We start from the raw sequence: 16797 nt of genomic DNA, 5'->3' as shown, positions 1-16797 counted from the left end.
CCTAATCTTTCAGTCCCAATAAACTTGTATTGAATAGTTTGAATATTCTACTGTATTCGTCTATCCAACTACTAGGCTCTACAAAACCATGACGCTCTACAGGATATACGGCCATTTCCCAATTTGTTTTTTCTAATTCAATTAAACGTTGCGATAAACGTACCATGTCTTGAAAATGAACATTGTCATCTACCATACCATGAAGAATTAATAAATCTCCTTTTAAGCCATCTGCAAAATAAATAGGAGAACTTCTTCTATACGCTAGACTATCTGTTACAGGTGTATTTAATATACGAGCAGTATACCCGTGGTTATAAGCAGCCCAATCTCCAACAGAACGGATTGCAGCACCGGCTTTAAACGTATCAGCTTCGTTAAACATACCCATTAACGTTATAAATCCGCCATAAGAACCACCGTAGATTCCAACTTTATTTTTATCAATTCCAAGTTCATTTATTAAATATTGGGCACCATCCACTTGATCACTCAAATCTTTTCCTCCCATATGGCGGTATATTCCTGTTCGCCATTCACTACCATATCCTGCACTACCGCGGTAATCGATATCTAAAACTGTATATCCATTATCTACTAATAAATTATGAAACATATATTCACGGAAGTATGAACTCCACCATTTATGAGCGTTTTGAAGATATCCAGCGCCATGTACAAAAATAGCCGCAGCTTTGTTTTTTACATCAGGCGACGGATTATATAGCCTTGCATGTACTTCTGCACCATCTTCTGCCTTAAAGGTAATGACTTCTGCTGCTCTCCAGTTGTAAGTGTTAAATGCATCGGTAGTGGAATGGGTGAGTTGTGTGGCTTTAGAATTTGTTTTACTAAATAGAGGATTGTCTTTCAAAAATAATTCTGTAGGTTTATTCGAATAAGAGTAGAGAATGGCCATTTGGGTCTCATCTGGAGAAAGCGTTACATCGTTTCCTCCAACATCAGTAGTGAGTTGTTTAAGTTGACCACCGTTAATAGGCATACTATAAAACTGACGGTCTCCAGGATGATTTTTATTGGCTGTTAAATACCAATGCTTTTTATCGTTAGAAATAAAAGGATTATAAATTTCGAAATTTCCAGAAGTCAGTGCTTTTGCTTTTTTAGATGACGTATTTAAAGTGTATAAATGCGAATATCCAGAAGCTTCCGATTGATACCAAATGCTTTTCTGATCTGGCATCCAACCTAAAGCACCACCACGATATCCACCAATTCCAGGTCCTGCAATCCATGCCGCATTATGCTGATGATCTAAATGGGTTACAGTTCCATCTTCTGCGTGTAATAAAACAATCCAGCGGTCTTTATAATCGTTAGCATTTATGTCTAATACGGCTTTAGAACCATCTGCATTCCAAATGGGGCCGCTTATGTAACCAATTCTATTGTCGTTTTTATAGTCTTTGTCGGGATACGCTTTGGTGTATTCTGGAATGTAATCTAGGCCTTCTAAATTATCTAATACTACAGGATAGGTCTTTCTATTGGCAATATCATATATATATAATTCATAGGTGTCTGGCGTATCCCCAACTTTAGAACGTGTGTTTTGGTCTTCGGTATATCCCGACTCTGTAACATAATGCGGTGTAATGGTGCCTTTATTATCTTCTCGTTTAACCGTGAGATAAGTAACGTATTTACCGTTCGGACTTACTTGCTGGTTGTATACAGATTTTCCTTTTACATATATAGGAAGTGGCTTGTTTAAATCTTCTTTATCATTAAAGTGCTCTTTTTGGTCTTGTTTTGCTTTACGTGTTTTTAAAACTTCAAATAGTCCCAACTGATCTTGATACAGCCATTCATCTTTATCACTTCGTTTGTCATCTTTAACTTTTTTATTTGTGAAGTCGGTTAGCTGTTTTGTTACACCCGAGCTTATATCCCAAGTATAAAGATTATCATTTAGCACATATGCAATTTGTTGCTCATTATGTGTAAAATGAACATTGCGTTCTGTTGCTTTTGTATTTGTAATTTGAGTAATTTTTTCTGAAGCAATATCCATTAAAAACACATCGCCATGTTTGCTGTATATTTTTTTGGTCTTGTTGGTATTATAGGTTCCACGAGCCGCAGGTAAATGATAGGCCGTTTCAAAATCAACTTTCTTAATATCTTTTGTATGGGTATTAAAAGCATATAGAGAATCGCTAAAGGCTTTTTCAGGATTCCAGTTGAAGTAAATTGTATTACCATTTTCAGACCAATGTGCGCCTGATGGTAAATGACCAATATAATCATCGCCTTGCATTATTTGTTTAATGCTAAGTGTGGAGGTATTATTGTTTTGTGCTTTAGAATAGAAGAAGCTGCCTAATACGATTAGGCCTAGGAGAATTTTTTTATGCATGTATTTGAATTAAGTGATGTGAGAATTCAAATATAATCAATTGTAACAGTGTAGGGAAATAGTTACTAAAGTAAGACTGCAATTTTTGGATTTGTGAGATTGTAGATTTACTTATCTCTAAACAACCATTTTCTGAAAATTAGAAATCCGTTGGTGATTTTTTTCTTTTTTGAAAACACCACGGGTATAGCCATAGTTGCTAAAATGGCTATAAAAGCAGAAGTTCCTAGTGCGCCTCCATAACCTCTAAAAAACAAACTTTTATTAATATAAATAATACTGAATATAATACCAGCAATTATTAACCAGCTGTAATGCGATATGGCTTTAGAAGATACCATACCAACAAAAGAAGCTCCAATAAAAGCTGTCGGGATGTTTTGTGTTAAATATGGATTTAAAAGGTCTGGAAAGCAATAAAAAAATAAACTAACCAGTAAAGATAACAAGGCTGAAGCTCTAACGGCTCCTTGCTTTAGATTTTCGTTTACGTAAAAGGTTGAGGTGGCACCCAAGACTCCGGTTAAAATTATAATTAAACTGTTCATAATCCCAACCATACATAACACCAATATACAAAAGATACCATAAGCACACCGCCAAAAGCAACCATACCAAGTTTACCACCAATACCCATGAAAATGTTTTTAGATAACAGTAAAAAACCACCGGCTAAGATTCCTGCTACGATAACAAAATTAATTGAAGGAGCAATTTCTACACTAGACATGCCTACAAACGAGCCACAATATATAGCTGGAGGAAGTTTCTTTAAATATTCAGATTTTTTATTTAATAGCGGAATAAAAGACGCAGCCGTACCAGTGATTGCAGTAGATAATACTCCTCCTAAATTAGCATACATATTTAAGGCATAACATACAATCGCTCCAATAGGTACCCAGATAACGACTAAAAGTTCTTCGTAAGTATAATCGTCTTGATGAAGATCTAAATATTTATACCCTAACCACATGATGCCGGTAATGACTAAAATAATAATCCCTGAATGAACAGCTTGTGTTTCGTATTTTTCTAAAACCATCATTATAGAAAATATAGTTAATACACCCATGATGGCCAATTTCGAAAACACTTGTACTGCTTTGTGTGTTTTCTGAATGGTTTTTGTCTTTGGAGTTTTATCTTTATTTTTCATTTTATATTTTGAGGCATAACATAGTATTCAGAAGCCTTATTTTTAAGGTTATACATGTTGTAATCTCAGTGAGGTAACGTTTTAAGATTTTTAGTAGAAATACCTGTAGTGTTTATATTGTGGTGTGAGTTTTTTTATTTAACGAGATGTTGAAACAATAACCGCACTATTTTTTATGGATTATATATGTATTATGATGAGTTTTAAATTTTTACAAATATAAAAAATATAGCGTAGGTTAATCATGCATAGTATCGGTAATTTTGTTGAGGTTAAGACTATTGGCCATGGCATTAAAGATATCGTAATACACACTTTCATTATCGTATAAATCCTCATGAGTGCCTTGTTCTATAACCTTTCCTTTTTCCATGACAATTACATTTTCGGCATCTATAATTTGTGATATACTATGAGATATTATAATCACAGTGCGTCCTTTTTTTATTGAATCTAAACTTTTCTTAATTTGTTCTGTCGAAATGGCATCTAAGCTTGCCGTGGGTTCGTCAAGAAAAATAATAGGTGGATTTTTTAGAAATAAGCGTGCAATAGAAACACGTTGTTTTTGTCCGCCAGATAATAAAGTCGCCTTAGAATTGTAGCCATCTGGTAATTCTATAATCTGTTCGTGGATATGGGCTTTTTTGGCTGCTTCCACTATTTCTTCGTGTGTAGCATGTTCTTTTCCATATAAAATGTTTTCGGCTATAGTACCATTGAAAATATGGTTTTTCTGTAAGACTAAACCGATGTGGTCTCTCAACCAAAGTGTGTCGTATTCTTGCAAGTCGACACCATCTAAATATATGATTCCAGCGGATGGTGCATAAAATTTATCCAATAAATTAACTACAGTACTCTTTCCCGCACCACTTAATCCGACTAATGCATTTATGGTATTGGGTTTAATAGTCATAGATACATCGGTTAAAGCACTGGTACCATTTGGATACGCAAAATCTACATGTTTTATCTCAAAATTTCCAATTACCTTTTCAGGACTATAGGTTCCGGTAGATTCAGTTTCATCAGCATCTAAAATGTCGAAAAATGCTTCGGAATAAATCAAGGCATCATTCACTTCATCATAAATTCTATGTAATTGACGAATAGGAGCAGAGACATTATTAAACAATAAAATATGAAACATGATGGCGCCAATACTCATGCTGCCATTTAATACAAAGTATGCGGTTAATACAATAATTATTACAACCCCAAATTGTTCGATAAAGGTTTTAACACTATCAAATAAAAAACTTAACTGTCGCGTTTTCATTTGGTTTTCTGTCATATCAAGTTGTATGGCTTGGTGTTTTTTGCTTTCTAAATCTTCTCTGGTAAACGATTTTATAACGGTTATAGAATTTATTAAATCAATAATACCATTGTTTCTCGCTTCTCTAAAACCTCTCATTTTACGTCTAAAACCATGAAGTTTTTTTGCTTGTAAACTGCTTATGTAAAAGAAAATAGGAATAATACCTAGACTGACTAACCCCACGTAAACATTGGCTTGAAACATGAAAAATAGCGCTATAATTGCCGTTGTAAATAGCGGCAGTATATCGATGAAAAAATTCTTTATTAATTGGGTTAAACTAGAAACCCCTAAATCAATTCGGGTTTGTAATTTTCCGCTTTCATTCTCAGACGAGCTGTAAAATGCCATTTTATAAGTCAGTATTTTATCGACCACTTGTTGCGCAAAATCCCGTGAGATATAGATTTTCATTTTTTCGCCATAATACTTTTGCCCAAATTGAATGAGTCCATAAAACAATTCTTTCGACAATAAAATCACACTAATCAATATCAATAAAGATGCACCGTCCTGTAAGGTTTTGTTACTGTCTTTTAATACGGTAAGTTCGTCTACAGTGTATCTTAAAACCAAGGCATTCACTTGAGCAAGAAATGCTCCAACAAGTGTTAAAACGAGTGTCCCGATTACTAAAAACTTGTAAGGTTTTATATAGTTTAACAACTTTTTAAATAGCTGAAACAAACTTATACTGGAAGTGTCTTTAGACTTTTTAGGCATAGATTTTAAAGGAATATCTTCAGAGTTTTATCTGTTAAAAAGCGATGATTACGAATTATCTCTTCATTCTGATTTTAAAGATAAATCTAATCTTATGTTATTGTATAAATTATTTCTATTTTTTGTTAATCTACGTTTTGATATTAAGAATTTTTTGATTTTTACAATGTGTGTTAATCTATATAAATACAGTGTTTTAAAGTGATTTATGTAAAGTGATATTTTATACATAATTTCTTTAAAATCATCTCTAATAAACACCATTTTGTGAAGGCCAATTGGATTAAGTTTACGCCAATAAATAGGGTAAACCATATCAAATTTTCGTTCATGTAAACAGTAAGCATAACGCTTAAAATAAATAAAAATTACAGCGCTTAAATTTATGGATGTATGGTATATCTATTTCAGTCAAATAGAAATACAATTAGTGTTTCTGAATTTTAAAAAATAGTTCTTTTCCTGATCTAGATGGATGAGAATTATAAGACGATTCCATCAATTTAATATTAAAGTTATTTTCAAAATAAGAATAATATTCTGCTCTATGTCCGCCAAATGGTGGACGGTCTTTGTGTAAGGGCACATTAAAAAGGAGACCGACAACCTTCCCTTTAGGCTTTAATAATGCATTTACTTTTTTTGCGTATTCGGGTCTTAAACTAGGCGTTATGGCACAGAAAAACGTTTGTTCAATTATTAAATCGAAAATTAAATCTAAGTCAAAAAAGTTCTTATGCATGAGATGAGCCTTTGGAAACGTAGGTACACGATGTTTGAAATGTTCTAATGCAATTTTAGAAACATCCACAACATATACATTTTATAACCGTTTTGGTGTAAATATTCTGCTTCATGAGCATGTCCGCCACCAGGAATTAAAATTTTTAAATCTTTATTTGTTAGTTGATCGAAATACGATTTTAGGGGCGGCGAGACTGTACCCAGATCCCAACCTATGTCGTTGTTTTTATATTTCTCGTTCCAAAACGTTTCAGAAAATTTCATAACCTAATTTAGTTATAGCCCATAAAGCCGTTTTTTAAATCGTAAATCTCAGTAAAACCTAAAGCCGATAGTTTTTTACTGCTCTGTTTGCTTCGCGCGCCGCTTCTGCAATACACATAAATCGCTTTATTCTTGTCTAATTTACTTATTTCATTCGTGAAGTTAGAAGAAAAGAAATCAATGTTTTTTGCATTTTTTATGTGACCTGTTTCTTACTCTCTTGCCGTACGAACATCTACAAGTTGAACGTTTTTATGCTGTACAGCCGTTCTAAATTGATTTGCATTTAAAACTGTAATGGCGTCGTCTGTTGCTGTGTTTATTCCGAAAAGTGAACTTAATATTGACATGATTATAATGTGTTTAAAGTAAGTGATTTATTTATAGGTGTAAGGTTTTAATCTAATTTCACCATGCTTAGTACTGTTTCATTTATTCTTTTAGCTTAATTGTTTTCAACTTCTCTAAAAGTGCTTATCTGTGTGTTCCGACCCCTTATTTAGAATTTTGAATGTAAATCTAATAGTTTCAAAACGTTAGTTTAGAAGATGTTGCTATTACTCTTCTTTTTTCTCATTCAGTTTATAAATCAACCAAGCAAAACCTATTACAAAATGAAGAATAACCACACCAGCGATGATGTAAATCATAGTATTATTTCCGTCTCTCATCTTATATAGAGTTTAAATTTGTTTTGTAAAAGTATAACTATAATTATTTCTGTTTTGTAATGAATGTTACACTACAATTTTATGCATTGCCTTATATTTTAATTTGAGTATTCATTAACACTCTTGATGTTAAATAGGTGTAGGGTAAGTATTAACCACTTATTATTTTTTAATTTTTTATATAATTTGAATGAACGTTCATTCAAATTGCATAACTTTGTATTATGCAAAAGGAAGTAACATCATCAAGAAAGTTAAAAAAGGCAGCAAAGCATAGTGCCATTTTAAATGCTGCTCTCGGACAAATTACTATGTATGGTTTTCATGATACAAGTATTAAAAGGATTGCTGCATCTGCTCAAGTTTCGGCCGGAAGTATTTATAACCATTTTGAAAACAAAGAAGAAGTTATAAAAGAACTTTATTTACACATTGGTAACGAAATAAACACACTTATAAATGCCACGCATAACAGTAATATTCCCTTTGAAGAAGACTTTTTCAATATCTGGAAAGCGATATTAAAATTTTACATAAACGATCCGCGTAAGCCAGAATTTGTAACTCAGTTTACCTATTCTCCATATATTATTTCTCAAGCAGATAATCAGGCAGAGGAGTTGTTAGAGCCTATTCAAGAAATATTTACACGTGCTAAAGAAGATGGGGTTATAAAAAATCTTTCTAATGCCGCATTAATAGCACTGTCTCACAGTCCTATTACCTCCATAGTAAGAATGGCAAATTATGGCCGATTAACAATTACCGACACAGAAATTGAAGCGTATGCACAAGCCTGTTGGGATGCTATTAAATTATAATATGATAAAAATGAAAAAACAAGCCTTGGTCGTTTGGAGTTTACTCGTATTGCCATTATTTGGCTTGGCACAAACGGAAAGCGATTCGTTGAGTTTACAAGCTCTAGTGTATAAAGCGATGCACAAAAACACGGGATTAAAAAATGCTCAGCTAGAAATCGAGAAAAGCGAGAAAACAAAATCTCAAATCAATAATACGTTTTTACCAACCTTAGAAGCCGATGGGAAATTTGCTTATACTGCAGGGAAATTTAATATCGATACCCAATCGGCAAGTCTAGAATTTCCTGGTATTTCACTTCCTACGAGTATTCCTGCGTTGCCCGTTTTTACTATTCCTGGTTTTCCGGTGACTATTCCCGCGATAGATCAAACTTTAGATTTTGATGGGAATTTGTGGATTGCTGGAATAACAGCTAAGTGGACCATATTCACGGGGTTTAAAGCAAGCAATTTGTCTAAGGCCATGACGCATAAAATTGAGGCACAAAAACACATGTTTACTCAAGAAGAAGCCGATTTAATTAGTGAAATTGCGGCGCTTTACGACAAAATAGCGCTTTTAGCACAGACCCAAAACGTGTTAGATATTCAATCGAAACGTTTAGAAAAAGAAAACGAAACGGCTACCAAAGCATTAGGATTGGGACTGATTACCAAACATGAATATCAGAAAATAGAGATTGCTCAATTAAATATTGCGTCTAAAATATTAGAATTTGAAGGCGCTAAAGAATTGTTGTATTTAAAACTGCATCAGTTAACGGGAGTAGAGATCGCAGAATTAGAAACTATTGAAGTGGATATTGAAATCCGTTTAGAAAGTGAAACTTCTAACAAAAGCTTTTTAGACCGCCCGGAATTATTAGCCTTAGACGAGTCTGTTCTTGCTAGCGAATTCAAATACAAATCTGAAATAAGTGGTTACCTTCCTAAAGTACAAGCTTTTGCTTCTCATCAATATTTAGGATTGACTAATGGACAAGCTGCAGGATTCGGATTTAATGAAATTAGCGGCTACCCATTAAATATGGTTGGTGTTGGTATGAAATGGGAAATTTTCGATGGATTTCATACCCGAGACGAACGTCAGAAAATAAAAATAGAGATGCAACAAACTCAGAACCGTAAAGAAGAGGTGACCGAATTATTAGAACTGAATTATAGAAATTGCGTCTCTCAATATGCAAATCTTACCGCCCAAACCGAACTGAAAGCAAAGCAAATGGAGTCGTCTAAAGAGTCTTTAGAAATCAGTTATAAAGAATATAAAAATGGTTTGGTCGATGTCTCAGATTATTTAGAGGCACAATCTGAATACACAACCACTACTTTAGAGTACTATAAAACGGTTTGCGACCAAAGAAATAGCGCATTAGAATTATTAAAAGCTACAGGTAGCTTACAAATTGAGAAACTTTAATTTTATGAAAACAAGAAACATTATTATTGCAGGTCTAGCCATTGTTTCATTAACTGCCTGTAATTCGTCTACAAAATTAGAAGGCGTAAAAGGAAAAGCAAAACGTAATGCATTAACTGTAGTCAGTAAATATCCAGGTCGAATCTTAGAACATTATGTCGAAGAGGGAGCGCAAGTAATTAAAGGCGATACTTTAGCCATGTTAGAAGTTCCTGAAGTAGAAGCCAAAATGCAACAAGCTCAAGGAGCAGTAGATGCCGCTAGAGCCCAGTACGATTTGGCTTTAAATGGTGCGTCTTCAGACCAATTGGCGCAAATTAGTGCGAAACTAGATGCGGTAACCGAGCAATACGAATTTGCCGAAAAATCGTATAATCGTGTTAATGCCATGCATCAAGACAGTTTGGTGTCTGATCAAAGTCATGACGAGATTTATATGAAATATCAAGGAGCCAAAGCACAGTATGTTGGTGTAAAAGCTAAGTATGATGAAGTAAAAAAAGGAGTGAGAAATGAAAAAATAAAAATGGCTCTCGGAACTTACGAGCGCGCGCAAGGGGCTTTGCAAGAAGCTAATGTCGCCTACAAGGAGCGCTATATTGTTGCACCTCAAAACATGACTATAGAAACCATTGCGCTTAAAGATGGAGAGTTAGCGTTGCCTGGATACGGGATTTTTACAGGGTATCAGTTAAATAGCACATTCTTTAGGTTTACAGTTCCAGAAAGTAAAATTAATAATTACAAAATAGGAGAGACGTATACGGTTGATTCCCCATTTACAGACACATCGTATCAAGGGAAATTAGTGTCTATAAAACAATTAACACACTATGCCGACATCACTTCAGCATTTCCGGATTACGAATTAGGTGAAGCCACTTACGAACTTAAAATTGTTCCTGAAGGCACATCGGCTAACGATTTGTACGCGAACATTACAGTGATCTTACCGTAAATAATTGATATGAAAAATTGGATTTCATTACTTAAAAGAGAATTCCGTTTGTTTTCGAGCAACTCGGTAATTATGGCCATATTTATAGGAGCGCCTTTAGCTTACGGTTTACTATTTGGTGCCGTTTATAAAAAAGGTAAAGTCGATAATTTACCCATTTTGGTAATCGATTTAGATAATACACCTATGAGTCATAATCTAATTGATATGTTGGACGACAATGAAGTGGTGGTGCCAAATGTAGTACACAATCAGAACAATATTAGGCAATTAGTTATCGATACAGAATACAGTACGATCCTTACGATTCCTGAACGTTTTGAAGCCGATATCATTCAAAAACGCCATCCAGAAGTACAGGTTGAAGTTAATACAGCCAATATTCTTACAGCAAATTATGCCTCTAAAGCCATTCAAGTGGTGTTAGGAACACTCAATGCAGGGATAGAAATAGAAGGTTTAAAAAAACAGGGCGTGCCAGCTATTACAGCTAGTACTCAATACGAGTCTTTTGGCGTGAGTTATGTGAAATTCTTTAATGCTTCTGCCAATTATATGGAGTTTTTATGGCCTGGAATGATAGGTGTTATTGTGCAACAAGTTTTTATGCTAGCTTTAGCCTTAAGCTTTGCTCGAGAATTTGAAGAACATACCTTTTTCACCGAGTTTATGCCAAAGGCTAAGAATGTAGTGAATGCCATGTTTTTAAAAACCATTCCGTTTTGGATTATGGGCATTGTTATTTTAGCATTGATTCGCGGTATGTTTACGCTATTCCGAATACCATTCGATATTAATCCAGTAGCAGCTGTAGCTCTAATAACAGCCTTGGTCGTTTCGGTAAGTTTCTTAGGTGTATTGTTTAGTGTTGCTATTCCTAGTCAGTTAAAAGCCACCGAAGTTTTAATGGTTATTGCCACGCCTAGTTTTGTGGTAAGCGGATTTACTTGGCCGCTGAGTCAGATGCCAGAGTATGTGGTGGCATTTGCAAATACGATTCCGCTTACACACTTTTTAGAAGGTTTAAGAAAATTGATGTTATACCATGCGAATCTTTCAGATTTAATGCCACAAATAAAAGCCATGATGATTCTAGCTGCGATTTTTGCAGGCTTATCGTTTATATTATTGAAGCTGAAAATTAATAGACATAAAGAGAAGGTCGCTTAGGTTAAGATAGAATTTAGAGCTACTGTTTTACTATAATTATTTCCATTTATTCTAAATTTAAAAACTAAAATAGCGGTTAAGTATTACAACTTAACCGCTATTTTGATTTTATACTTAAAGTGATATATCTACATCTTTTTTACAGGACAACCAATAGCCTTGGTAAAGTTAGGGTTTGGTTTTGTACCATTTTCTAACGCAGCAATAGCATCTTCAACATACTTGATTTTAACGTCTTCAGCAGATTTGGCATTATCATCAATTGTACCAATATATTGTACTTTTTTGTCTTGATCAAGTAAAAACACATGAGGCGTTCTTACCGCTCCATACTGAGGAAAAATCTTCTGACCTTCATCTGCTAAATACACAAAAGGAAATGCTTTCTCTTCTGCACGTGTTTTAATGGCTTCAAAGTTTTCTTTAGGATTACTTTCTGTATAATTTGGATTAATGGCTACAACCGAATATCCTTTTGGAGCATAGGTATTGTGTAAGTCTATTAGACGATCTTCGTACATTTTAGAAAACGGACATTCATTGCATGTAAATACAACAATATAACCTTTAGCATCTTTAATATCAGATAAAGAGAACATGTTACCATCCACATTTTTAAGTTTGAAGTCTGTAGCAACATCTCCAATTTTGTAACCACCTATTTCTTCTAAACTTTTAGATTGTACAGGATCATGACCACCACCAGGAGGAGGCCCTTTTCTATCACCTTTACCTAATGGAGGATGCTCTGGTCTTGGATGATCAGGCTTTTCAGAATGGTGTTCTGTTAAGTTTGCTTCTTCAGGAGTTTCAGATTTGTTTTTACAAGATGTTAATGTTCCAGCTATTAAAACCATAGCTGCTAAAACGATATTTATTTTTTTCATTTTAATTAATTAAAGGTGTTATATACTTCAGTTTCTAAATCTTTAAGGTTTTTAAACTCGCGCTCATGAAACGAACGCTTTGCATTATTAAATATTATTGTAAAAGGAATCGAGCCTGACCAATCGGGGTTAATCTTGTCGATCCAAGTGTTAGAGTCGGGGTCGTCTAACAATACAACTTTAGAGTGTATGCCTTTATCTTTTATAAAAGGTTTAATTTTAGTTTCCATATCTTTTGGAAAATCAAGACTGACTAAAACAACATCTACATCAGGATTGTTTTTTGCAAACTCTTGAATAATTGGAAGCTCTTTAACACAAGGAGCACACCACATGGCCCAAAAATTTACAATATGAATTTTATCACTTTCGGTATAGAGTAGTGGTTCAAATGCTTCAAAATTATAAACAGGGATAGTATCGTTTACCGATAGTTGTTGGGGAGTTTGTGGTTCTTTCTTTTTATCTACACATCCAATGATTATCGGAGCCATGCAAATCAGTATCATTAAAAATCTCTTTGGTAGTGTCATAAATGCTCTATTGCGACTTTTGAAGAATTAGACTATTAAATATAAAGAAGGTTTAAAATTAGATTTATTTTTTTTAACCTTCTTGAATATTTAAATATATTGAAAATTAATAGGTCTAGACATAATGGATACGCGAATTGTAATAATGGATTATTCATGTTTTGAAATCGATTAAGATGTCATGAAATCCTTCATGACAAACTTACAGCAGTAATACGTTTTGTAATTTAAAAGAAATAACTTCTATAATTGTTTTGTGCTTTAGACTTAAAATGATACTTTGATAAGGTCGAGAAATCTTTAAGTTATATTTTTTGAAGTTATATTAAATTAGTTCTATGTATCAATTAAATTACTACTCTAAATCGCAACCAGGTTTATCTCTGGAGCATTTAGATAATATATTAGAAACAGCTGTTTCTGTGAATGCTAAAAAATCCATTTCAGGTTGTCTTATATACCACAATAATAGTTTTGTTCAAATTTTAGAAGGCGAAAAGAAAGATGTTTTAGAAATATTTGAAAAAATTAAAACCGATGACCGCCACCATTCTATTCATCTGTTGTGGGAAAATCATGTAGATAAAAGATATTTTAAAAAATGGGATATGGCGTATTATAAGCCTAATGACCAATTTGCTACTCAATTTGTAGATAATCTATTATTGTTATCTGCTTTTTCAGAAAAATCTTCTGGATCTTTAATGAGTTTTTGGGGACATGTGCGTAGAGTATTAGAATCGGGATCTAAACAAGAACTTGAAAATGTTTAAGGTAATACATCTACACACTGAATCTATCTGATTCTTTTTATTTAGTTTGTTAAAATGAAAAGCGACCATATTTAGATAAAATATGGTCGCTTTTTATATTTAAAATAGATTAATTTATTTTTTTAGGTTCTTCTACACTTTGATCAGATACACAACTGAATAAGCATTTTTGCTTAATTAAGTTAGAGACACCTTCTGGTAGCATGGTTTCCCATCCAGGTTCGTTATTAGCAATCATTCTAAGCACTTCTCTAGAGAATACAGACAAAATTGTTTGATCGTAATCTGTAATGTCTACTACTTTTCCGTTGTATTTAAAGAATTTGTAAAGTTCTTTCATTCGTGGGTGAACTTTTAAGTTTTCACTATCCATTAAAAGTCCGTTTTCATTAGTCATTGGGTATAAATACACACGAAGATCTTTAAAGAATAATTTTCCGAAGGCTTCTAAAATTCCACCACTTAAATGACGGTAGTATTTCTCATCGAAGATATCTACTAAATTATTTACCCCCATAGCTAATCCCATACGGTTCTTAGTATATTGAGAGAAATATTCAACTAGTTTATAATATTCCTGGAAATTAGATATCAATACTGTTTGTCCTAGAGAACACAGTAGCTTGGCACGATCTAAGAAATCTTGTTCATCAATTTCACCTTGGGCACGTAAGTTAGACAAGGTAATTTCGAAGATTACTTTTGTGTTATTTTCATCGACTTTATTTTCCTTTATAAACATGTCGTAAGATTTATGGAACATGTCCATATTTACCTTAGTAACCGGTCTATAACTTCCGCGTAAAGCTAAAATGTTTTTCTTGTATAACACACGAGCAGGTAACACGTTGTTTCCGTCTGGATCAAACATTACCGCATCGGTCATTCCATTTTTAACCAACTGTAAACTCATTAATCTGTTGTCTACATTTTCGAAGATTGGTCCAGAGAAATTTATTGTATCAATTTCAATTTGGTCTTTATCTAAGTGGTCGTATAAATAACGTAATAATTTTTTAGGCTCGTTATACTTATAAAATGCACCATAAATAAGATTGGTACCTAGTACTCCAAGTGTTTCTTGCTGTAATCTTGCATCGGTTTCTTTAAATCTTAAATGGAGTGTAATTTCATTATAATCTTGATCGGGTTCTACTTGATAGCGTAATCCAACCCATCCGTGACCTTTAAATTGCTTTGCAAAATCTATAGTTGTTACAGTATTTGCAAAAGAAAAGAACATTTTATTAGGGTGCTTATCACGAGTAATACGCTCTTCAATTAAGCTAATCTCGTACTTAAGCATTTTTAATAAACGTGCTTCGGTTACATATCTACCATCTTTTTCAACCCCATAAACGGCATCACTAAACGATTTGTCGTAAGCAGACATCGCTTTTGCTATAGTTCCTGAAGCCCCACCGGCCCTAAAAAAATGACGAACTGTTTCCTGTCCTGCACCAATCTCGGCAAATGTACCGTAAATGTTTTCGTTTAGATTAATTCGAAGTGCTTTCGTTTTTAACGACGGAATGTCATCAATTTTTTTGTCTCCTTTTAGGGTGATATCCATGTTTAAATGTAGATTTGTATGTGTTTAACAAAGATATTAAAATAGCCTACTTAACAAAAAAATAACCATATTTTTGTATTAAATCTTTACGCTTTTGAAAATTACTTTTTTAGGTACTGGAACATCTCAGGGTATCCCAATTATAGGGAGTACACACCCCGTTTGTTTAAGTAAGGACCCCAAGGACAAAAGACTACGTGTTTCTGTTTTAATAGAATGGGATAAGTATTGTTATGTAGTAGATTGTGGTCCCGATTTTAGACAACAAATGTTAAGTAATCCTGTTGATAAACTAGATGGTATATTGTTTACTCACGAACATGCAGATCACACGGCTGGCTTAGACGATATTCGTCCGTTTTTTTTCCGTCAAGGTGATATAAGCATTTATGGCCATGAACGAGTTTTGGCTTCGTTGTCTAAACGATTTGATTATATTTTTACAACCGAAGATAAATATCCTGGTGCTCCAAGTGTAGAGTCTAACACCATACAAAACGCACCATTTACAATAGGTAATTTAGAATTGATGCCTATTAATGGTATGCATTTTAAATTACAGGTTTTCGGATTTAGATTTAAAGATTTCGCTTATTTAACAGATATGAAAACTGTTGAAGATACTGAAATTGAAAAATTAAAAGGCGTAAAAGTATTAGTTGTAAATGCCCTTAGAGTAGAACCTCATATTTCTCATTTTAGTTTAGATGAAGCGCTAGAATTTATAAATAAAGTTAAACCAGAACGTGCCTATTTAACCCATATAAGTCATTTACTTGGCTTTCATGAAACTGTACAAAACCAATTACCTAACAACGTATTTTTAGCATACGATAATCTCCAAATTACAATATAATGAAGCAGAAAATTTTTATGTACCTGTTTATTTTTTCATTACTCTTAATCATATTTCAATATGTAAATGCAAAAAATGTCTTTGAAGATGATATTAGAACTATTGAGAAAAGTAAAGCTAAGGTTGAAATGCTAACCGATTCTATTGCTGTTTTAAATGATAAGAATTTAGACTTATCGTACTTTAATATAGAACATAACGAAGATGCATATACTTATTTTGAGAATAAAGGTTTAGATGTACCTGCTTTAATTCCGTTTATTAAAGATGAAATTTATAAACAAAATACTGTAAAAGGCGGGAACCCTCTAATTCCGTATGCAGCAAATGAAGGACGATCGATGTTGGTGAATTCTATAAAAATATTGAATCATAAATGGTTAATTACAGATTTTTCTGATGGCGTATTCTGGGGAGAAATTTTAGTGCGTTATGAAGTCATTAATCAGAATGAAGTGACTTTTGAAGTTATAGATTCTTTATTATACCCAATGCAGTAAAAAGTGGTTTAAATAAAAAAGTGTCTTAAACAAAAATA

General features: G+C 33.4%; 19 protein-coding genes. 7 read left to right on the top strand and 12 right to left on the bottom strand.

Going from position 1 to position 16797, the window contains the following annotated elements; translation table 11 throughout:
- Nucleotide 1: 1 nt before the first annotated feature.
- From BN863_RS08770 to BN863_RS18960, 9 genes are all read right to left on the bottom strand, one after another.
- On the bottom strand, nucleotides 2-2380 hold the full coding sequence (locus BN863_RS08770; RefSeq protein ID WP_038529666.1) for a S9 family peptidase: 2379 nt from the start codon (nucleotides 2378-2380) through the stop codon (nucleotides 2-4).
- Nucleotides 2381-2487: 107 nt separating this feature from the next.
- Nucleotides 2488-2928 carry a hypothetical protein gene (locus BN863_RS08765; RefSeq protein WP_038529664.1) on the bottom strand — a complete coding sequence of 147 codons (441 nt, stop codon included), beginning with the start codon at nucleotides 2926-2928 and terminating at the stop codon, nucleotides 2488-2490.
- Nucleotides 2925-3539, bottom strand: a complete 615-nt coding sequence (locus BN863_RS08760) for a hypothetical protein (protein WP_242404090.1) — start codon at nucleotides 3537-3539, stop codon at nucleotides 2925-2927. Before BN863_RS08760 ends, BN863_RS08765 begins: the two co-directional genes overlap by 4 nt.
- Before the next feature lie 238 nt (nucleotides 3540-3777).
- Nucleotides 3778-5586 carry an ABC transporter ATP-binding protein gene (locus tag BN863_RS08755; protein WP_394331994.1) on the bottom strand — a complete coding sequence of 603 codons (1809 nt, stop codon included), beginning with the start codon at nucleotides 5584-5586 and terminating at the stop codon, nucleotides 3778-3780.
- Between the two features lie 206 nt (nucleotides 5587-5792).
- On the bottom strand, nucleotides 5793-5933 hold the full coding sequence (locus BN863_RS18265) for a YgaP-like transmembrane domain (RefSeq protein ID WP_084817499.1): 141 nt from the start codon (nucleotides 5931-5933) through the stop codon (nucleotides 5793-5795).
- A gap of 80 nt (nucleotides 5934-6013) precedes the next feature.
- Nucleotides 6014-6397, bottom strand: coding sequence for a class I SAM-dependent methyltransferase (locus BN863_RS08745; protein WP_316930386.1), 384 nt, complete (start codon nucleotides 6395-6397; stop codon nucleotides 6014-6016).
- Entirely contained in the window at nucleotides 6373-6594 is a 222-nt protein-coding gene (locus BN863_RS18970; RefSeq protein ID WP_316930385.1) for a class I SAM-dependent methyltransferase, read from the bottom strand. Before BN863_RS18970 ends, BN863_RS08745 begins: the two co-directional genes overlap by 25 nt.
- 8 nt (nucleotides 6595-6602) lie before the next feature.
- Nucleotides 6603-6794 (bottom strand): rhodanese-like domain-containing protein, encoded by a 192-nt coding sequence (locus BN863_RS18965; RefSeq protein WP_316930389.1) that lies wholly within the window; start codon nucleotides 6792-6794, stop codon nucleotides 6603-6605.
- A 12-nt stretch (nucleotides 6795-6806) separates the two neighbouring features.
- Complete coding sequence (locus BN863_RS18960; RefSeq protein ID WP_316930384.1) at nucleotides 6807-6944, bottom strand: hypothetical protein; 138 nt, start codon at nucleotides 6942-6944, stop codon at nucleotides 6807-6809.
- Between the two features lie 545 nt (nucleotides 6945-7489).
- Here BN863_RS18960 and BN863_RS08735 point away from each other — a divergent pair.
- Genes BN863_RS08735 through BN863_RS08720 form a run of 4 tightly spaced genes read left to right on the top strand, consistent with a single transcriptional unit; the run spans nucleotide 7490 to nucleotide 11637 of the window.
- Entirely contained in the window at nucleotides 7490-8086 is a 597-nt protein-coding gene (locus BN863_RS08735) for a TetR/AcrR family transcriptional regulator (protein WP_038529659.1), read from the top strand.
- Between the two features lie 10 nt (nucleotides 8087-8096).
- Nucleotides 8097-9509 carry a TolC family protein gene (locus tag BN863_RS08730; protein WP_158408983.1) on the top strand — a complete coding sequence of 471 codons (1413 nt, stop codon included), beginning with the start codon at nucleotides 8097-8099 and terminating at the stop codon, nucleotides 9507-9509.
- A gap of 4 nt (nucleotides 9510-9513) precedes the next feature.
- A complete protein-coding gene (locus BN863_RS08725) occupies nucleotides 9514-10467 on the top strand; it encodes an HlyD family secretion protein (RefSeq protein WP_038529655.1) in 954 nt (317 codons plus the stop codon).
- Between the two features lie 9 nt (nucleotides 10468-10476).
- Nucleotides 10477-11637: an ABC transporter permease gene (locus BN863_RS08720; RefSeq protein WP_038529653.1), complete on the top strand. Its 1161-nt coding sequence runs from the start codon at nucleotides 10477-10479 to the stop codon at nucleotides 11635-11637.
- Nucleotides 11638-11765: 128 nt separating this feature from the next.
- On the opposite strand, the gene BN863_RS08715 is transcribed toward BN863_RS08720, so the two are convergent.
- Together BN863_RS08715 and BN863_RS08710 are read right to left on the bottom strand one after the other, a co-directional pair.
- Nucleotides 11766-12524 (bottom strand): thioredoxin family protein, encoded by a 759-nt coding sequence (locus tag BN863_RS08715; RefSeq protein ID WP_242404089.1) that lies wholly within the window; start codon nucleotides 12522-12524, stop codon nucleotides 11766-11768.
- Between the two features lie 5 nt (nucleotides 12525-12529).
- Nucleotides 12530-13018 (bottom strand): TlpA family protein disulfide reductase, encoded by a 489-nt coding sequence (locus BN863_RS08710; RefSeq protein WP_242404088.1) that lies wholly within the window; start codon nucleotides 13016-13018, stop codon nucleotides 12530-12532.
- Between the two features lie 377 nt (nucleotides 13019-13395).
- Here BN863_RS08710 and BN863_RS08705 point away from each other — a divergent pair, with 377 nt between their 5' ends.
- On the top strand, nucleotides 13396-13830 hold the full coding sequence (locus BN863_RS08705; protein WP_051774633.1) for a BLUF domain-containing protein: 435 nt from the start codon (nucleotides 13396-13398) through the stop codon (nucleotides 13828-13830).
- Nucleotides 13831-13939: 109 nt separating this feature from the next.
- On the opposite strand, the gene BN863_RS08700 is transcribed toward BN863_RS08705, so the two are convergent.
- A complete protein-coding gene (locus BN863_RS08700) occupies nucleotides 13940-15403 on the bottom strand; it encodes a hypothetical protein (RefSeq protein ID WP_038529649.1) in 1464 nt (487 codons plus the stop codon).
- 94 nt (nucleotides 15404-15497) lie between these two features.
- Here BN863_RS08700 and BN863_RS08695 point away from each other — a divergent pair, with 94 nt between their 5' ends.
- Together BN863_RS08695 and BN863_RS08690 are read left to right on the top strand one after the other, a co-directional pair.
- Nucleotides 15498-16259, top strand: a complete 762-nt coding sequence (locus BN863_RS08695; protein ID WP_038529647.1) for an MBL fold metallo-hydrolase — start codon at nucleotides 15498-15500, stop codon at nucleotides 16257-16259.
- Nucleotides 16259-16759 carry a hypothetical protein gene (locus tag BN863_RS08690; RefSeq protein ID WP_038529645.1) on the top strand — a complete coding sequence of 167 codons (501 nt, stop codon included), beginning with the start codon at nucleotides 16259-16261 and terminating at the stop codon, nucleotides 16757-16759. The genes BN863_RS08695 and BN863_RS08690 overlap by 1 nt, the downstream gene beginning before the upstream one ends.
- Nucleotides 16760-16797: the final 38 nt, after the last annotated feature.

It is taken from the genome of Formosa agariphila KMM 3901 (assembly GCF_000723205.1).
GTDB classification, from domain to species: domain Bacteria; phylum Bacteroidota; class Bacteroidia; order Flavobacteriales; family Flavobacteriaceae; genus Formosa; species Formosa agariphila.
The sequence above is the reverse complement of the archived record's forward strand: the minus strand, read 5'-3'. Positions and strand labels throughout refer to the sequence as shown.